Source organism: Sorangium sp. So ce426, from assembly GCF_051475585.1.
Taxonomy (GTDB): Bacteria; Myxococcota_A; Polyangia; order Polyangiales; family Polyangiaceae; genus Sorangium; species Sorangium cellulosum_B.
In genome coordinates, this window is the sequence record NZ_CP150341.1 from 4,978,337 (window position 1) to 4,995,819 (window position 17,483).

Genomic DNA, 17,483 nt, shown 5'->3' on the forward strand with positions numbered 1-17,483 from the left:
GGCAATCCGCTCTCACCTGGGGCGGAGCTCGGTCAGGACGAGCAGGTACTCCGGCGGGTTGTTCGGCGTCAGCTTCGCGTACGGGTTCTCCATCGTCGGGAAGCCGGTGAACCGCTTCGTGCTGTATTCGCCCCACGACGGGTTGTTGAAGAGCGGGATCACCGGCGCGGCCTGCACGAAGATCATCTGCAGCCCGTCCAGGATGCGCTTCTGATCGGCAGGGGCCGTCGCGGACTCGAACGCATGGAACAGCACGTCGGCCTCCCTGGCGCCGAAACGGTGCCAGTTGCGCGGCGCCATCTCGCCGAGCGGCTTCACGAGATCCGCGCTCATCAGATCGCGGTAGAAATTGTACGGCGTGGGCTCGACGCTCGTCCAGCCCATCGACAGATCGAACAGGCCCTTCTGCAGCGCCGCGTAGAACGCGCTGAAGTCGTAGGTCTTCATCGACGCGGCGATACCCACGCTCTCCAGGTTCTGCGTGATGATCTGGACCGCGCGGACCCAGTCGGACCAGCCGCTGACGACGTTGATCTCGAAGTGCATCGGCTTGCCGAGCCTCGTCCGGATCCCGTCCGCGCCCCTCGGATAGCCCGCCTCGTCGAGGATCTGGTTCGCCCGCTGCGGATCGAACTTCACCCAGTCCCCCGCCTCCACCGCCTTCTCGTTGCGAAACCGCTCGTAGGAGTCGTCCAGCCCCGTCGCGTCCGCGCCATGGGTGTAGTTGTCCGCGGCGAGCTTGACGATCTGCTCGCGGTCGATCGCCATGCTGATGGCCTTGCGCACGCGCACGTCGTCGAACGGCTTCTTCGTGGCGTTCGGGTACAGCGTGGCGGTGCCCCCGACGAGCGGGAACCAGTAATGATGATGGGCCGGATCCTTGGCGACGAAGACCCGCTCGATGTCCGGCACGAACGCGCCCGCCCAGTCGATCTCGCCGTTGACGAGCGCCAGGGTGACCTGGTCGTTGCTCGGATACGCCGGGAAGCGCAGCCCGTCGACCGCCGGCTTGCCCTCCTGCCAGTAGCGCGGGTTCTTGCCGAGCTCGTACACCTGGTTCTGGAAGACCCTCACCTCGGTGAAGGGCCCTGTCGCCACGGGGTTCTCGTTCGCGAACGTGACCGGATCGACGATGCCCTTCCACACGTGCTCCGGCACGATCGGCTGGTGGCCGATGTAGCTGAGCCCGGGGACATAGGGCCGCCGCAGCGTGAACTCGACGGTGGCGTCGTCGATCGCCGTCACGGCGCCGAGGAACCGCCACACCCCGGCGAGATCGAGCGCCGTGTGCTTCTTGATGAGCGCGAACGTGAACGCGACGTCCCTCGCCGTGAACGCCTGTCCGTCCGACCACGTGACGCCGGAGCGGGTCGTGAAGGTGAGCTTCTTGTTCGCGTCGCTCCACGCGTAGCTCGTCGCGAGCCACGGCGTGTAATCGCTCCGCATCGTGTTGTAGACGAGCATCGGCTCGTAGATGCCGGCGACCGTCGGGAAGCGCGCGCTCCCCTCGGGGAGCAGGGGGTTGAAGTTGCGCACCCAGGTGGCCTGCTGCTCCCTCGCGATCGTGACCACCGCGGCCCGCTTCGGCGGAGGCTGCTGCGCGGAGGCGGCCGCCGCCTGCTGCGCCGACCCCCCCGGCGCCGCCGCCCGCTCCGGAGCGGCGGACGGGTTCTCGCTGCCATTCTTCGAACGACAGCCCGCCGCGGCGCAGGTGGACAGCAGCAGCGCCGACAGGACGAACGCGCGGCGCGGCATGGTTCGACTCATCGCAGACATCCACCTCTCCACGCGGGCGATCTCGACCCCCCCGCGACGCTCCGTTCCCGTGACCACTCCAGCGACGACGCCCGGCCCCCCGCCGAGGCACGCATGCTCGACGCTCGTCCCCGTGAAGCATCGGGCCAGGTATCGCCGCGCTCGCACTCTATCGGCGCATGTGAGCACATGTCAACTCGACCGGCTCGCGCCCGATTTCTGGATCTCCTCGCGCCCTCTCGCGAAACTGGCGGCGGCTCGGGGCCCCGACCGGGCGCACAGGACGCTCCGCCGCGCGGAGCCCCTTCCGAGGAGCCGACCGTGACCACCCCCGTCTCACGCACCTTCGTCGACCTGAGCCACACCGTCGAGCACGGCATGACGACGTACAAGGGCGTGCCGGCGCCCGTCGTCTGCGATTTCCTCTCGCGCGAGCAGTCCCGCGGCGTTTACGCGGAAGGCGTCGAATTCCACATCGGCCGAATCGACATGGTCGCCAACACGGGCACCTACGTGGACAGCCCGTTTCATCGCTATGCGAACGGCAAGGATCTCGCCGGCTTGCCGCTCGAATCGCTGGCCGATCTGGAGAGCGTGGTGGTCGAGGCGCGGGGCCGGTCCGGCAGAGCGATTGACGCCGACGCCTTCGACGGGCTCGATCTCGCCGGGAAGGCCGTCCTCGTGCGCACGGGCTGGAGCGAACACTGGCGCACAGACCGCTATTTCGAAGGACACCCGTACCTCACGCGGGACGCGGCGCGGCTCCTGGCCGGCGCAGGCGCCGTGTTCGTGGGCGTCGACACCTACAATATCGACGACACGGACGATCCCGCGCGGCCAGTCCACTCCCTCCTGCTCGGAGCGGACATCCCGATCTGCGAGCACATGACCGGGCTCGACAAGCTCCCCGCCGCCGGAGCCCGCCTCTTCGCCGTCCCGGTGAAGGTCCGCGCCTTCGGCACGTTCCCGGTCCGGGCGTTCGCCATCGTATGAGCCGCGCGGGCGGCTCGGTGGAAGCTCGGTGAGCGCGCGGCGTCGCGGCGCCGCGGTGTCCGCAGCCGGCTCAGCCTCCGTCGAGCGGGAAGAGCTGCAGGTTCACGGCGACGACGCGCTCGGGCGGCCGCGATTCTGCGATCACCGCGCGCATGTTCTGGAAATAGCTCACGTGGAGCTCGGAGAGCTTCTCGAGATCGGCCGCGGAGACCGTGAAGACGTTGAACGAGAAGCGCCCCTCGGCCTTGCGCGTGAGCCGCGCCAGCCCGACGCCGGCCCAGAAGCACTTGAGCCGGTGCTCCGCGTCCGGATCCGGGCGCGTGTCCACCGTCCGGATCGGCGCGACGCTCCACCGCCCGCGGCTCCTCCGGATCTGGCCGGCCTCCGCGAGCCGATCCAGGCAGCGCGCCTCGTCCTCGACGGGGAACCCGAGCCGCCGCGCGATCCACCCCGGCTCGTGGCGCGCTAGCGCCCGGTAAGCGGGCAGCTCCAGCGCGAGCAGGACGGCGGGTAGCAGCGGCTCCTCGTAGACGGCGCGGCGCTGGGCCTCGAGCGTGCGCCACGCCGCGCTCGCCGCCGGGAGCACGGCCGGGTCGGCGAAGAGCGCCACGAAATCGAGCAGGCGCAGCGAGCAGGCCTCGACCATCCGCAGGAAGTCGGGCAGCCGTGGCTCGGCCTCGCCCGAGAGCCAGCGCGCGACAGCGTAGCGGCTCCTGCCCGCGCGCCGCGCCACGTCGACGATGGGCGACATGGAGCGCATCTCCGAGAGGAGCGCCGCTACGCCCTCGGCCGACGCTGGATCGGCGCGCGCGAGCCACGCGGGCAGCGACGGAAAAAAGCGCCTCACCGCCGCCACGACGTCGACCCCCGCGCGCCGCGCGGCGACGAGGAACGTGGCCGCGGTCGGCCAGCGCCTTCCGGACTCCCACGTGTAGACGACGTTGGTGCGGAAGCCGAGCCGGCGGCTGAAGGCCAGCTGCGAGCGCCGGCCGCGGAGGGCGCGGATCAGCTCTTTTGCAAGGGATTCATGGTCCACGTATCGCATATTCGCACATGGGGAGGCCTTTTTGCCCTATGGAATGTGCGAAACTGACCTGGCGTCGCGCCGGCGACGAACGCAAGGTAGGCCGCAGGAGGTCTTGAACATGAGCGAGCGGCGCTGGCTTTCTTGGTTTGGTGGGGCAGTGATGAGCGTTGGGCTCTTCGGGTGCGTCGATGGCGTCGGCGGCAGCCCGAAGAGCGGCCAGATCGGCGGAGTCTACGACGAAGGGTGTGAGGGGAAGGGTGGGGAGGACATCGGCGCCGACGACGTCTCCCCGCTGGGCTTCTCTGCGCGAGAGGTGCTCTCCGTCGCCTCCGGAGAGCGCTCCGCCCCGCTCACCTGGGCGAAGGGCGGCAGCACAACAGCGACGCTCTCCGTGGGCGAGATCGTCGCCGCGCGCTTCGTGGGATCAATGGACGGGAGCGGAGTGGGGCCGGACATCGGCTGCGTCGAGCACCTGCAGATCGATGTCCCGATGGCCTTCTCGACGGAAGACGGCGCGTTCGACGAGTCGTTCGAGGTCACGCTCCGGGCCACGCAGGCCGACGCCGCCTGGTTCGAGCACGCGATCGAGCTCTCCTCTTCCGCGCTGCAAGGCTCCTACGAGGTCACCGAGGTCGATACCGCGGAGTTCAGGGAGGTCTTCCTCTACCTGAGCGGCACGCTGAGCAGCAGCGCCGCCGAAGGCCAGATCGAGGGGCTCGGCGAGTTCGTCAGAGGGAGCGGACCGCTCGGGGCGGTCGGCGTGCAATCGTTCCACGTGGCGGAGTTCTGAGCGCGAAGCCTCGGTCGCACGACAGCCATCTGCGGTGGAGCATGGCTGTCCCTGAGGATGAGCATCAGGCGCGGCGCCGGCGCGTTACTCCGGCTGGTCCGCCGCCGCTGCCTTCGCGGCGTTGATGTAACGCCTGACGCCGGCGACGGCGAGCGCGGCGCTCGCGCCGAGGATCTCGACCCCGCCATGGCCGCTCAGCGTGAGATCCAGCCCGCGGTCGCTCGGCGCGAGCGCGAGCGAGACCAGCGTCGGTGATGCGCCGAGCGCGCCGAAGCTCGCCGCCACAGGGCCCTCGAGCAGGCCCGCGAACGCCTGACGGTCGATGTACACCTGCAGATGCGAGGCGCCCTTCGCGAGCGCCCGGGCCTCGGCGAACGACGGGGTCGCGGCCAGCGATTCCTTGTCCTTCCCGAAGCGCGCGGCGACCTGGGCGAGGTACCTGCGGTCGCCCGCGCCGATCAGGACGAACCCAGGCCGGGTCTCGGCCCTCAGCTCGTTGCCGTCATCGAGATCTTGCGCGAGCGACCCGGGCTTGGCCTTGAGCTTCTTCGATGTCCGCTTCATGTGCGCGGCGACCGCGCCGAACACCTTCTTTTGCGCTGCCTCATCCGCTGTCGCCAGCGCGATCAGCACGGCGCCGTGCCTGAGCACCTCGGCGCGCCCGGCGCCTGCGAGGCCGAGCTTGTGCTTCGGATCGCGGTAGATCCCGACAGCGGCCTCGCCGCCGAGCGCCCTGTCCACATCGCCGAGCTCGAGCCCCACCTCGGCGAGCGCGGCCGCAGCCGACGCCGCGGCAGGCTCGCCGGCGAACCGGTCGAAGGCGCCGAGGACGTCGCTCACCGTCTTTCCCGGCGACCGCTGAAGGGACAGCCCGAACGTCACGAGCGCTCCCTGGGGCAGCTTCGCCACGGCGGCATGGTCCGTCGCCGCGAGCACCGTGCCGAGCGCGGGAACTTCCGGCCCGTAAAGCTCGAGCTCCACGCGGAGCCCGGGCGCGTCCTGGCTGATGGGAAGGGCGATGAAGAGCCGCGAGCCGGGCTCGGGGCCGGCCGCGCCGCCGCCTTGTACCCGGTGGAGGTCGATCGCGAGCCAGGGATCCTTCGCGCGCTCGGCCTGGAAGAGCGCGGACGTCTTGAACGACGGCTCGCGCTGGCCCGCGACGCGCAGGGCCCTCGACAGCGGCTCCGGCCGGGCGCAGACGAGGGCGACCCGCGCCTCGGCGAGCCACGCGCCGTGGGCGATCACGTCGTCCTCGTCGCCTCGGAGCGCGAACCGGCCCTCGCCGGCCTCGCGCGGCAGCTCCTTCAGCAGCCGCTCGACCGGGGCGCCGTCGCGGAACCGCGCCGCCACGCAGCCACGCTCGACGAGCGCCCCCAGGGAGTCGCGCGGAGCCGCCTCGCCCCCGACGAACACCGTGGCGCCGTCGAACGATGCCATCAGATCTCGGGCGAGGTCAGGGCTCAGGCCGGGCTGGCGCGCCAGGACCGCCGTGACCTCCGCGAGGAGATCCTCCCGGAGGACCGGCGCAGCGCCGGCGAGGAGCGCGCCGGCCTGCGGGACGCTCGCGACCAGCACCGCGTCGCCGGGGATGACGTCGACGAGCGACTCCACGCTTCGCGGCATCTCGGGGCCCGCTGGCGGCGCGGTCCCCGCGAGCGCCGGGGCCGCGGCCGAGCGCGGCGGCGTCGCCGCGGGGGGCCCTCCGCACGACGCGAGCGCGACCAGCCCGGCCACGGTGACAAGTCGGGGAAACGCCAGGCGCATGGACAGGGGGGTTCTCCTCGTGGACGTGCGCTGTGGTACACCCGACCGGCGCAGGCGTCTCCGCCAAAGCGCCTGAGCGGCCGGCAAGCGCGTGCCCCGGTCGTCCCGCGCGCCCTGCTCATCGCCAGCGATCCAGGGCCGTCCGGGGAGAGAGGGCCGCCCTCACGCGTCAGCGGCGCAGCTGCGCGCGGACCTCCATCAGGATGATGCCCAGCATGTTCCGCCCGCTCCCGTCGCCGCCGTCGGCCCAGTAGGCGTCGTTCGCTGTGTGCTCGACCAGCTCCGCGTCCCCCGTGTCGAGCAGGGCGCGCCGGAGATCCTCGTGCTGGGTGAACTTCGCCAGCACCACCTCGCGCATGACATCGTCTTTGACCTGCTCCCAGTCGGGGCGCAGCGGGCGGCTCCGCTGCCGGCCCATGCGGGCCGCCTCGCCGGGGCCGGAGGCGTTGCGGATCACCTCCTCGTGCTCGGTGCCGGGGAACTTCTGGGCCTGGAAGTAGTGCTCGCTCGTGGGCCACACCTTGCCTTTGAGCGTGACCGGGTGGCGCGAGAAGTTGGAGAAGAACCCGTGAGCGTCGCCGGAGCGATAGAAGCGGATGACGGTCATGAGCTCAGTCTACCTCACGGCCCCCGCGGCGCCGGGGTGGAACCTCGACGCGAGCCCGCCGCCATCCACGGCGCCGCTACTGGATCGAGCCGATCTGGTCGAGGAAGTCGTTGTAGGCCTGGAACTTGTTCGCGGGAACCACGTCGACGCCGATGTTCACCCGGTGCTCGTCGGGCATCCCTTTCTCGTCGACCATGAGCGGACCGAGGATCTGCTTCGTCGCTTCGAGGCCGATGTGCTGGATGCCATAGAGAATGTAGGGCACGAGGTACCCCTCGTAGTACTGCCGCTGGACGACCGTCGCCTTGATGCGCTTCTTCTGCATGTACTCGACGGTCTTCGGATCGAAGTCGAACGTGACGATGGGGATGTCCAGCCTGCCGGTGTCTTCTGCGGCCATCACGCACCGATACGAGATGTTGAACACGCCGATCATGCCCACGACGGGCGGGTTCGCGTTCAGGATCTGGGTCTTCAGCTGATCGACGTCATAGCCTTCCTGACCGTTGATGAAGACGGCCTGGACCACCTGCGCCGTGTAACCGGTCTGCCCGAGCACATCCAGGACGCCGAACGTTCGCTGGGACCCGTCGTACCACTGCGTTGACGCGTCGCCGTGGACCAAGATTGTCCCTGGCGGGGGGGGCAAGGCTGGGATTTCGTCATCTTTGATCTTGGAATCGAGGAGGGCCTGCGCCGCCTTGGCGCCGGCTTCCTTCTGGATGGCCCCGACGTAGAGCGTGCGCCCCGAGTCCTTCAGATCGGTGTCGAACGTCACCACGTGCAGCTTCTGCTTCACGGCTTCCTTGACGGAGGGCTCGTTGAGGACGTCGTAGGGCGATATGCCGAGGCCCTGGACGCCATCCTCTATCGCGTTCGCGATCTGTTGATTCTGGAGGTTCTGCGACGCCGTACCGTCGTCCGTGGTCATCTGCGTGCTGGGGCCGAGCACGTTCCCCACGGCCTCGAGCTCCCCCATGGCTCGGTTCGCGCCGGTGGCGATCGGCTCGAAGAAGGTGGAGAGGTGCTTCAGCAGGACCACCATCTCGATCGGCTTGAGCCCACTCTGGTTGATCGCCTTCACGAGGTCGTCGATCCTCGCCTCGAGCTCCGTTGGCGTGAACTCGGTGACCGGAGTCCGGTCTCGCCTGATCTGTGTGATCTCCGCGGTCGGCTTGTCCGACTGGGCGGCGTCCTCTGCCGCGCACGCCGCCGTCATCAGCGTGAGCCCGAGGGCCGTCATCCAGCATCGTCCTGTCATCTTCATGACATTCCCTCCTCGGCGGCCGGCGAGCACGATGCCGAGATCTGGGACGCGAGTCCCACCAGCATCCTGGTCTCCATACAGTGGAGCCGACATCTGCGATGAACGAACACCATGTCGGTTCGACGGGCGCATTGCAACGTCGTGGGCGTCCTGAAACCCATGTTTGCAATTTTGAGATACGACGTCGACGAAGTGACTGTCAATAGGCGCGGAGAAGCGGCGATGAGGAGTGGCGTGAGGGCTAGGTGGGAGCTCTCGGCTGAAGGCGCCACGCGCAGGGGCGCCTTGGAAGCATGATTACACACCTCGCCTCGCGCCGACGGCGCGTGTCTGCCAGGTCGCCGTCCGTCGCGGAAGGAGGTGGAGAATGCTTGCCAGCGCCGGGGCGACCGTTGTTGCCGACTGCTTCACCGACGGGAGCTTCGACGCGTCGGGCAGCGGCGGCACGACGCACGACGGCCCGCCGGCAGGGAGCACCTACATGTAGGTAACTTGGATCCAGACCGACGGCCGGGTTACGCTGCAAGTTTCGTCGCGAAAAAGTTGTTCGTTCGGTTCGCGATGACGTACCCAGTCGAGCGCGTCCCCGGCCTCAATGGAATCGGGTGGGCGCCGAGCTCCCATCACGTCGACGCCGCCCCCTCAACGCCGGGAGGCGGGCATCCGCGTGGGCTCGGCCGTAGGACAGGCCACGTCTCTCGAACCATCGTAAGGAGGTTTCTGGTGTCAAAGGTAGTCGTCGTCACCTCGGGCAAAGGCGGAGTCGGCAAGACCACCACGACCGCAAACCTCGCGTCCGGCATCGCGGCCGTCGGTTGCAAGACGATCGCCATCGACTTCGACGTGGGGCTCCGCAACCTCGATCTCGTGATGGGGTGCGAGCGGCGCGTGGTCTACGATCTCGTCAACGTGATTCGCGGAGAGGCGACGCTCCGTCAGGCGGTGATCCGCGACAAGAGGCTCGATTCGCTCTACGTGCTCCCCGCGTCGCAGACGCGGGACAAGGACGCCCTCACGCTCGACGGCGTCGGGCGCATCCTCGACGAGCTGCGGGGCGCGGGCTTCGAGTACATCTTCTGCGACTCGCCGGCGGGCATCGAGTGGGGCGCGCAGATGGCGATGTATTTCGCCGACGAGGCGATCGTGGTGACGAACCCCGAGGTCTCCTCGGTGCGGGACTCGGATCGCGTGCTCGGCCTCCTGGACGCGAAGACCCGCAGGGCGGAGCTCGGCGAGGCGCCGGTGAAGACGCACCTCTTGCTCACGCGGTACGCGCCCGCGCGCGTCGCCAAGGGCGAGATGCTGGCGCACCAGGACGTGCTCGAGCTCCTCGGCATCCCGCTGCTCGGCGTGATCCCGGAGTCGCAGGCGGTGCTCCAGGCGTCGAACGCCGGGACGCCCGTGGTGCTCGATCCGACGAGCGACGCGGCGCAGGCCTACCTCGACGTGGTCCAGCGCTTCCTTGGCGCGGACCGCCCCCACCGCTTCCTGGAGCCGGCCAAGAAGGGGTTCTTCAGCCGGATTTTTGGCGGCCAGGCGGCGACCGTCTGAGGGAGTTCTGCCATGTCGATCATGGACTATTTCCGTAGGTCGCAGCCGAAGTCGGCGACCGTGGCGAAGGAGCGCCTGCAGATCATCGTGGCGCGCGAGCGCGTGCGCCAGACGGGCGAGCCGGACTATCTTCCGCGGCTCAAGCAGGAGCTGCTCCAGGTCATCTCGAAGTACGAGCGGATCGACCTGGACCAGGTGAGCGTGAACGTGGAGCGGAGCGGCGATTGCGACGTGCTCGAGCTGAACGTCGTGCTCTCCGAGTCGGAGCGGGCGGCCGTGCGCGCCGCCGCGTCCCGGGCGGGGGCCGCCGCCGCGCGGAACTGCTGACGCGCGGCTCAGCCGCGCCCTCGCCCCCGCGGCGCGCCCTCCGCCATCGCGATCTCCCGCGCCCGCTCCGACGCCGCCCGGAGGAGCGGTCCGAAGAGATCCGCCGGAGAGCGCTCCTCGGTCCAGCCCGGCGGCGCGCCGAGCTGGGACAGGAGCGCCGCGTGCGCCGCGGGCGGCTCCAGCGTCACGTCGAGCGCCGGCGGCGCCTCGCGCCAGGCGTCGTAGTCCTTCGCCGCCATCTTGCCGGGCGTCACCGTCGCGATCGCCGGCGCGCCTCCGGCGCAGGGGGCGCCTTTGCCGGCGCCCGCCCGCTTGGCCCGCGCGCGCGGGGGGGCGCCCCGCGCGGCGCGGATCGCCTCGATCACCTGCTCGCGCGTGCGCCCGCGCAGCTCGAACAGCAGGAAGGGGTCCTTGTCGAACGCCTCCCCGAGCACGTAGTGCGTCGCCGCGACGTGCTTGCAGGGGTTCGCCATGTCGGGGCACGAGCAGGCCGTGGTGAGGTCCTCCGGCCGCTCCGGGAACAGGCTCGTCCCGGCGCTCTGGAACGCGGACTCGATGTCCTCCGGCATCTGGCCCGCGAGGAGCTCCGCCGCGAAGCTCGCCCGCTGCGCCATGGCGGCGATCACCTTCGCCCAGGTGGCGTCGTCGAGCCGCGCGATCGTGAGGATCACCTTGTACGGCCTCGGCTGCGAGCCGGTCACGCGCGCGGTCACGAGGCCGGGCTTCACCGTGAGATCGTGCGTCCTCCCCGTGCGCGCGTACGTGCGCCCGCGCGCGAGGCGGCCCGCGTCGTCGGGCGCCATCCGCTCCAGCGCCTCCACCCAGCGCTTGCCCCACCAGGTCGCGCCGGCCCGCTTCATCCGGATGCCTCGCGCCGGCGGCGGCGGCTTCGGCCCGGCCTCCCGGGGGAACGGCGCCCATCGCGCCGGCGGGCTCATTCCGGCTCCTCGCGGTCGTCCAGCTCGCCCGCGCCGGTCACGGCGTCCCTCGACAGCGCGAACAGCTCGCGCAGCGCCGCGTCGTCGAGCTCGGTGATCCACGCCTCGCCCTGGCCCACCACCTGCGCCGCCAGATCGCGCTTCTGCTCCAGCATCCGGTCGATCTTCTCCTCCACGGTGCCCGCGCAGACGAGCTTGTGGACCTGCACCGCGCGCCGCTGCCCGATCCGGTGCGCGCGGTCCGTCGCCTGGTCCTCGACCGCGGGGTTCCACCAGCGATCGAAGTGGAACACGTGGCTCGCCGCCGTCAGGTTGAGCCCCGCGCCGCCGGCCTTCAGCGAGAGCACGAACACGCGCGGCCCCCGCGGATCGTCCTGGAACCGCCCCACCATCTCGTCGCGCGCGAGCCTCGGCGTGCCGCCGTGCAGGAAGAGGACCTCCGCGTCGAGCGACGGCGCGAGGTGCCGGACCAGCCGGTCGCCCATCTCGCGGAACTGCGTGAACACGAGCGCGCGATCGCCCGCCGCGAGCGCCTCCTCGAGCATCTCGGTGAGCCGCGCGAGCTTGCCGGACCGGCCCGCGAGCGGCCCCGCCTCCCCGAGGCACTGCGCCGGATGGTTGCAGATCTGCTTGAGCACCGTCAGCAGCGAGAGCACGAGCCCGCGCCGCTCGATGCCCTCGGCCTCCTCGATGCGGCGCATCGCCTCGTCGAGCGCCGCCTGGTAGAGCGTCACCTGCTCGCGCGTGAGCGTGCAGAAGACCCTGGCCTCGTCCTTCGGCGGAAGGTCCTGGAGCACGGCGGGATCGCTCTTGACGCGTCGCAGCAAGAACGACCCGGCGACGCGCCGGAGCCGCTCTGCGGCCTTGCGGTCGCCGTAGCGCTCGATGGGCACCGCGTAGGCGCGCCGGAACGCCTCGAGCGGGCCGAGCAGACCGGGGTTCGCGAACTCGAGGATCGACCAGAGCTCGGCGAGGCGGTTCTCGACGGGCGTTCCGGTCAGCGCGACGCGGTGCGGGGCGCGGAGCGCGCGCGCGGCGCGGGCGGTGCGCGACGAGGTGTTCTTGATGTTCTGCGCCTCGTCCAGCACGACAGCGGCCCAGTCCACGCCGGCGAGCGCCGCGGCGTCGCGGCGGAGCAGGCCGTACGTGGTCAGGACGAGCCCGCCTCCCGCGCGGCGCGCGCCGCCGTCGCCGCCCTCGGCGGGCCGCTCGCTCGCGCCGGACGCCCGCGACGCGAGCTCCTCGGCCGAGCGGGCGCGCCCCTCGCCGTAGTGCCGCACGAGGGGCAGGGCAGGGGCGAAGCGCGCCGCTTCCCGCTCCCAGTTGCCGAAGACCGACGTCGGGGCGACGAGCAGCGTCGGGCGCGCGTCCTCGGGCGCCGCCGCGCGCCGGCCGACGAGGAACGCCAGCAGCTGGACGGTCTTGCCGAGGCCCATGTCGTCGGCCAGGCAGGCGCCCAGGCCGAGGCTCGCCATCGTCTGCAGCCAGGCGACGCCGCGCGCCTGGTACGGGCGCAGCGTCCCCGCGAACCCCGCGGGCGGCGCGGCGGCGCGCTCGGCGCCCGAGCGGAGCCGCTCCATCGCGCGCGCGAGCGCGCCCTCGGCGACCACGGGGACGACAAGGCCGTCGACGCGGGTCTCGCCCGCGAGCGCGCCCTCCAGCGCCTCGCGCGCCGGAATGCGGCCGCCGCCGGCCTCGAGGCGCCGCGCTATCTCGGCGAGCTCCTCGGGGACCACGACCACCCAGGCCCCGCGGTGCCGGACGAGCGGCGATTTCTGCCGCGCGAGGGCGGCGAGCTCGCGCGCGGAGAGCGCCTCGTCGCCGAGCGCCGCTTCCCACGCGAAATCGAGCGCCTCGTCGAGGCCGAGCCCGGCGCTGCCCGCGACGACGCCCGCGGTGCGGCGCGCCGCGCCGACGCGCATGCGGAGGCGCAGGCGGCGCTGCCCCGAGGCGAGGAGCTCGCCCGGCACGACCACGCCGAACCCGGCCTCGCCCAGCGCCGGCGCGGCCTGCGCGAGGAAGTCCCACGCCTCCGCGGGATCGAGGTCCACGTGCTCCGGCCGCGCCTCGCCGAGGGCCCGGGCGATCGGCGCGAAGCGCCGCGCGGCGGCGCCGAGCGCGCCGAGGAGGACCTCCTCGGCGCCGGAGAACGCGCGCCCGAGCGCCTTCAGCGTGCGCCCCTGGGTCTTCCACACGTCGGCGGCGGGCACGAGCAGGCTGGGATCGTCGGTCGCCTGCAGCAGGAAGCGGAGCACGAAGCCGCGGTCGCCCTGGGGCAGCTCCAGCCGGAAGCAGGCGCGCAGCGCGTCGCACGCGCCGAGCGCGGGCCGGACCCACGCGTCGAGATCGGCCACGAGCGCGCGCTCGGCGAGCCCTTCCGCGGCGAAGGCGGGCCGCGGGCCCGTCAGGGCGAGCACCAGCCGGCGCTCCCACGGGGCGCGCGCGGGACGCGGCGCGCGCGCCGGACGATCCGCGGCGGCGCCGCGCGCGAGCGCGTCGGCCGCGGCGTCCAGGAAGGCGCGCAGCAGGGCCTCGGCGGACCAGACCTCCGCGGCGGCGGGCGCCCGGGAGCGCCCGCGGCCCTCGTGCGCGGTGTGCGCGCCCGCCGGCACCGCGTGCGCGGCCGGCGGCATGGCGCGGGCGAGCGCCGCGACGCGCGCGGCGTCCTCCGGGGCGGCGAGCGACACCGCCCAGCGGGCCTCCGTGCGCCCCTGCGTGGCGCCGGCCGGCACCACGCGGGGCACGACCCGCTCCCGCACCACGAGATCGAGCGCGAGCTTGCTCGCAAGGCTCCATGTGGCGACGGACGGCGGCGCTCGCTCGAGGTCGTCCTGGGCCATGCTGGCGAGCGCGGCCAAGCCGTCGAGGAGCGGCGCGGCCTGCCCAGCCCTCCTCCCGGCGCGGCCCGCCTCGGAGACCACGACCGCCTCCGCCGGGGCCGTCGCGCCGAGCGACCGGGCCGCGAGCTGATCCACGGCCGTGTCGTCCCAGAGGAAGAAGCGGAGATCGCCTGGCAGAAAGACGAGCGGCATCGACGCGCAGATCCATTGCACAGCCGGCGACGGCGAAAAGGGGGCTTCACGCGTCGTGAGCCAAAAAAGCGATGGGCCGGACGGGAGCGCTCCCGCTGAATCACGGGTTTAGCCCATTGCGTGTCATGGCTGAGAATTGCCAGAATTTGTTTGAAACCTCTGATCGGGAGGGTTGGAGAACATCTCATGGAAAAAGATCGGGACTCGAGGGAATGGCCCTTGCGGCGTGCTGCGCCGGGAGCATGGCGAGCTCGAGCGGCCGGTTGACGCCGAGCGCGCGCAGGGGCGCCTGGGCCGCCCGCGCGCCGCGCGAGAGGCGGGCCGTCACGTTGTCCGCTTCGGCGGCCCGCTCGCCGTGCCCGGTGGGGTGGAGGGGGCGGGCTTCGTGCCCTGAGCGTGACCGAGATGCCGACATCTGCGGTAAGCGCAATTGTTTACCCGCGCAGTACTGCGAGGGCACCCCGACGCCCTGATCCAAGATCGCTCTCTGAGGACTGCCGCGACGTGTCGGGCTGCCGCGTCGCGCGGCGAGCGGCGGGGCATCTTTCCGCTCGCCCAACGCGCCCCGCCGAGCGAATTCCAAATACGTTCACGGGCCCGCGGGGATTATGGGGGATGGATCCGTGCCAAACTCGGGCATCCGAGGGCGTTCCGAGTGGCAGCCGGGCGTTTTGCCTTCATTGAGGCGGGAAAAATACGACCATGTCAAAGCGCATGAACCGAAGAATTTTCCTCCGGGGGCTGGGCGGAGCTTGCGTCGCGGCGCCGTTCCTCGGCTCGATCCTCGACCGCTCCGTGATGGCGCAGCCGGCCACGCCGCCGAAGCGGCTGATCGTGATGTTCACGCCCTATGGCTGCATCACGACGCGGTGGTTCCCGAAGAAGTCGCACGGCCCGCTCACCGCCGCGGACCTCCAGTCGACGACGCTCAAGCACCTGGCGCCTCACGTCGACAAGCTCCTCATGCCTCGAGGCATCCGCGCGATGAACGAGTGGACGGCGACGATGGAGCGGGGGCAGGGGAACGATCCGCACACGCAGGTGGTCGGGTCGTACTTCACTTGCCACCCGGTCACTCCCAACAGCGACGACCCGTTCAGCTTCGACGCCGCGACGAAGTTCAACGCGATGCCGACCGGTCCCTCGCTGGACCACGTCATCGCACGACAGCTCAGCCCGCAAGGCACTCCGTTGCTCTTGACCACGGCTGGTCAGAATGAAAGCCCTCAGATGGCGATCTCCTACTCCGCCGCCGAGACCCTCTTCAGGGGCCTCAACCCGTCGCAGCTCTTCAGCAGCCTCACGGGCCTCTTCGAGCCGGGGAAGCCGCCGTCTCCGGACACCTACGCGGCGATGCGCGGCAAGAGCGTGCTCGACATCGTGAAGGATGATCTGCAGAGGCTCGAGCGGTTCGACATGAGCCGTGCCGACAAGCAGAAGCTCTCGGCCTGGAAGGAGCTCATCCACGCGACAGGAAACGTGGTGGGTTCTGCGCAGTGCGACACGGCCCTCGCCACGGCGCTCGGCGCGACGCAAGAGAACATCAGCCTGTGGGGCACGGCCCCGAGCGCCGACGACAAGCTGACGCGGCGAATCTCGGACACGCTGGACGGAGCGGACCTCTGTTCGAACCTCGCCGTGCTGGCGGCGGCGTGCAACGCGAACCCCGTCATCTTCCTGAAATACCCCGGGAACTACGTCTTCAAGGGGCTCGGCGTGACGTACGAGAGCGCCAGCCTCTCGCGTCGCCTGGACAATGCGGGCATGACGGGCACCTGTGTCCCCGGTGCGATCGACATGCTCCTCGCGATCGACGACTACTATGCGAGGAAATTCGCCCACCTCGTCGAGCAGCTGGACCGGATCGAGGAGGGCGACGGGACGCTGCTCGACAGCTGCGCGGCCGTCTGGTTCCAGGACGTGTCGGACGGCTGCGCCCGCAACCTCAACAACCTGCCGATCGTCCAGGCCGGCAGCGCCGGCGGCTATTTCAAGACCGGCTGGGCCGTGAACGTCGATGACGGCTCGCCCGATCTCACGACCGGCAACAGCGAGGGCACGTGTACCGAGGGCACGTCGAACAAGGTCGACGCGATGTCCCAGGAGACGGGGACCGATCCGTCGCTCGCCAACGCGCCGATCAACAAGTACTTCTGCAGCTTGATGAACGCCCTCGGGGTCAAGGCAGGCCCGGATGGCTTCCCGGCGCGGGGCGGTTCGGCGCCGGTGACCCACTACGGCATGTACGACCGGACGGAGGACTTCATCGGCGGCGGGGTCAATCCCCCCACCATCCACGATCCAGGCGAGTTCACCGCGCTCAAGGCGAACTCCTGAGCTGTCGCGTTCCCGAGCCTGTCGGCCCGGGGCGGCGCGCCTGAACGAGATGCCCCCGTCGGCGAGGGGGTGTTATGCTCGCGCGCGTCGAGCGGGCGCGGCGCGGCGCCGTGCCGGGAGGTCGTTGGATGTCATCTGTCAGGGGTTTCACCCTCGAGCTGTCTCGGATCGAGTACGTCGGGCAAGGCCTTGTCCGGCCGGAGTGCGTGATCGTCGAGCCCGGCGGCACGCTCTGGACCTCGGACGCTCGCGGCATCGCGACGCGCATCGAGCCCGATGGCAGGCAGGCGACCCTCGGCCCGGAGGTGCCCGAGCCGAACGGGATGGCGATGGATCGGCAGGGCAACCTCATCGTCGCCAGCATGTCCGGCGGCAAGATCCACAAGCTCCACCGCGACGGCCGGTCCGAGGTCCTCCTCGACTCCATCGACGGCAAGCCGCTCGGCGCGGTGAACTTCTGCTTCATCGACTCGCGGGATCGCCTCTGGATCTCGGTCACGACACGGCATCTCCCGTGGTGGCCCGCGGTCGTGGGCGGCGTCCGCGACGGGTACATCGCGCTCGTCGACGAGAAGGGCGCCCGCATCGTGGCCGACGGCCTCAGCTTGACGAACGAGGTGCGCCTCGACGCCGACGAGCGGTTCCTGTACGCCGTCGAGACCGTCCCCGGCCGCCTCCTCCGGTTCCCGGTGCGCGACGACGGCAGCCTCGGCGATCCCGAGCCGTTCGGGCCCGACAGCCTCGGCATCGGCGGGTACATGGATGGCTTCGCCTTCGACGCCGAGGGCAACATCTGGGTGGTGGCCGTCTGTCGCAACGGCCTCGCGGTCATCTTCCCCGACGGCAGCTACCAGACCGTCTTCGAGGATCCGCGCCCTGCCGTCCTCGAGGCGATGACCGTGAAGCAGAGGAACGGCACCATCGAGCCGGCCGACCTCGGCGCCTGCGCGGGAAACACGCTGCAGCTGCCCACGAGCATCGCGTTCGGCGGCCCCGATCTCCGCACGTGTTACATGGGGTCGCTGGCGATGCCCCACCTCCTCACGTTCCGCGCGCCCGTCGCGGGGCTCCCGCTCTCGCACATGCGGTGATCGG

General features: G+C 70.9%; 13 protein-coding genes. 6 read left to right on the forward strand and 7 right to left on the reverse strand.

Annotated features, from left to right (window positions below; all coding sequences use genetic code 11):
• Positions 1–12: 12 nt before the first annotated feature.
• Positions 13–1,755: an ABC transporter substrate-binding protein gene (locus WMF44_RS18445; RefSeq protein ID WP_437301579.1), complete on the reverse strand. Its 1,743-nt coding sequence runs from the start codon at positions 1,753–1,755 to the stop codon at positions 13–15.
• Positions 1,756–2,076: 321 nt separating this feature from the next.
• On the opposite strand from WMF44_RS18445, the gene WMF44_RS18450 reads away from it, so the two are divergent.
• Positions 2,077–2,748: a cyclase family protein gene (locus WMF44_RS18450; protein WP_437300429.1), complete on the forward strand. Its 672-nt coding sequence runs from the start codon at positions 2,077–2,079 to the stop codon at positions 2,746–2,748.
• A gap of 70 nt (positions 2,749–2,818) precedes the next feature.
• On the opposite strand, the gene WMF44_RS18455 is transcribed toward WMF44_RS18450, so the two are convergent.
• On the reverse strand, positions 2,819–3,793 hold the full coding sequence (locus WMF44_RS18455; RefSeq protein ID WP_437300430.1) for a DUF4423 domain-containing protein: 975 nt from the start codon (positions 3,791–3,793) through the stop codon (positions 2,819–2,821).
• Positions 3,794–3,935: 142 nt separating this feature from the next.
• Here WMF44_RS18455 and WMF44_RS18460 point away from each other — a divergent pair, with 142 nt between their 5' ends.
• Complete coding sequence (locus WMF44_RS18460; RefSeq protein WP_437300431.1) at positions 3,936–4,565, forward strand: hypothetical protein; 630 nt, start codon at positions 3,936–3,938, stop codon at positions 4,563–4,565.
• An 84-nt stretch (positions 4,566–4,649) separates the two neighbouring features.
• Here WMF44_RS18460 and WMF44_RS18465 read toward each other — a convergent pair whose 3' ends face one another.
• From WMF44_RS18465 to WMF44_RS18475, 3 genes are all read right to left on the reverse strand, one after another.
• Positions 4,650–6,329 carry a hypothetical protein gene (locus tag WMF44_RS18465; protein ID WP_437300432.1) on the reverse strand — a complete coding sequence of 560 codons (1,680 nt, stop codon included), beginning with the start codon at positions 6,327–6,329 and terminating at the stop codon, positions 4,650–4,652.
• A 169-nt stretch (positions 6,330–6,498) separates the two neighbouring features.
• Positions 6,499–6,936, reverse strand: a complete 438-nt coding sequence (locus WMF44_RS18470; protein WP_437300433.1) for an NADAR family protein — start codon at positions 6,934–6,936, stop codon at positions 6,499–6,501.
• 76 nt (positions 6,937–7,012) lie between these two features.
• Entirely contained in the window at positions 7,013–8,203 is a 1,191-nt protein-coding gene (locus WMF44_RS18475) for a sugar ABC transporter substrate-binding protein (protein ID WP_437300434.1), read from the reverse strand.
• Between the two features lie 723 nt (positions 8,204–8,926).
• Here WMF44_RS18475 and minD point away from each other — a divergent pair.
• Both minD and minE read left to right on the forward strand, forming a co-directional pair.
• Positions 8,927–9,754 carry a septum site-determining protein MinD gene (minD, locus tag WMF44_RS18480; protein ID WP_437300435.1) on the forward strand — a complete coding sequence of 276 codons (828 nt, stop codon included), beginning with the start codon at positions 8,927–8,929 and terminating at the stop codon, positions 9,752–9,754.
• A 12-nt stretch (positions 9,755–9,766) separates the two neighbouring features.
• Positions 9,767–10,081: a cell division topological specificity factor MinE gene (minE, locus tag WMF44_RS18485; RefSeq protein WP_437300436.1), complete on the forward strand. Its 315-nt coding sequence runs from the start codon at positions 9,767–9,769 to the stop codon at positions 10,079–10,081.
• A gap of 8 nt (positions 10,082–10,089) precedes the next feature.
• On the opposite strand, the gene WMF44_RS18490 is transcribed toward minE, so the two are convergent.
• Positions 10,090–11,019: an SWIM zinc finger family protein gene (locus WMF44_RS18490; RefSeq protein WP_437300437.1), complete on the reverse strand. Its 930-nt coding sequence runs from the start codon at positions 11,017–11,019 to the stop codon at positions 10,090–10,092.
• The gene (locus tag WMF44_RS18495) at positions 11,016–14,051 is read right to left on the reverse strand and encodes an SNF2-related protein (protein ID WP_437300438.1); all 3,036 of its coding nucleotides are present in this window, start codon (positions 14,049–14,051) and stop codon (positions 11,016–11,018) included. The genes WMF44_RS18490 and WMF44_RS18495 overlap by 4 nt, the downstream gene beginning before the upstream one ends.
• Before the next feature lie 714 nt (positions 14,052–14,765).
• Here WMF44_RS18495 and WMF44_RS18500 point away from each other — a divergent pair.
• Together WMF44_RS18500 and WMF44_RS18505 are read left to right on the forward strand one after the other, a co-directional pair.
• Complete coding sequence (locus tag WMF44_RS18500) at positions 14,766–16,388, forward strand: DUF1552 domain-containing protein (protein WP_437300439.1); 1,623 nt, start codon at positions 14,766–14,768, stop codon at positions 16,386–16,388.
• 128 nt (positions 16,389–16,516) lie between these two features.
• Positions 16,517–17,479, forward strand: a complete 963-nt coding sequence (locus WMF44_RS18505) for an SMP-30/gluconolactonase/LRE family protein (RefSeq protein WP_437300440.1) — start codon at positions 16,517–16,519, stop codon at positions 17,477–17,479.
• Positions 17,480–17,483 lie beyond the last annotated feature (4 nt).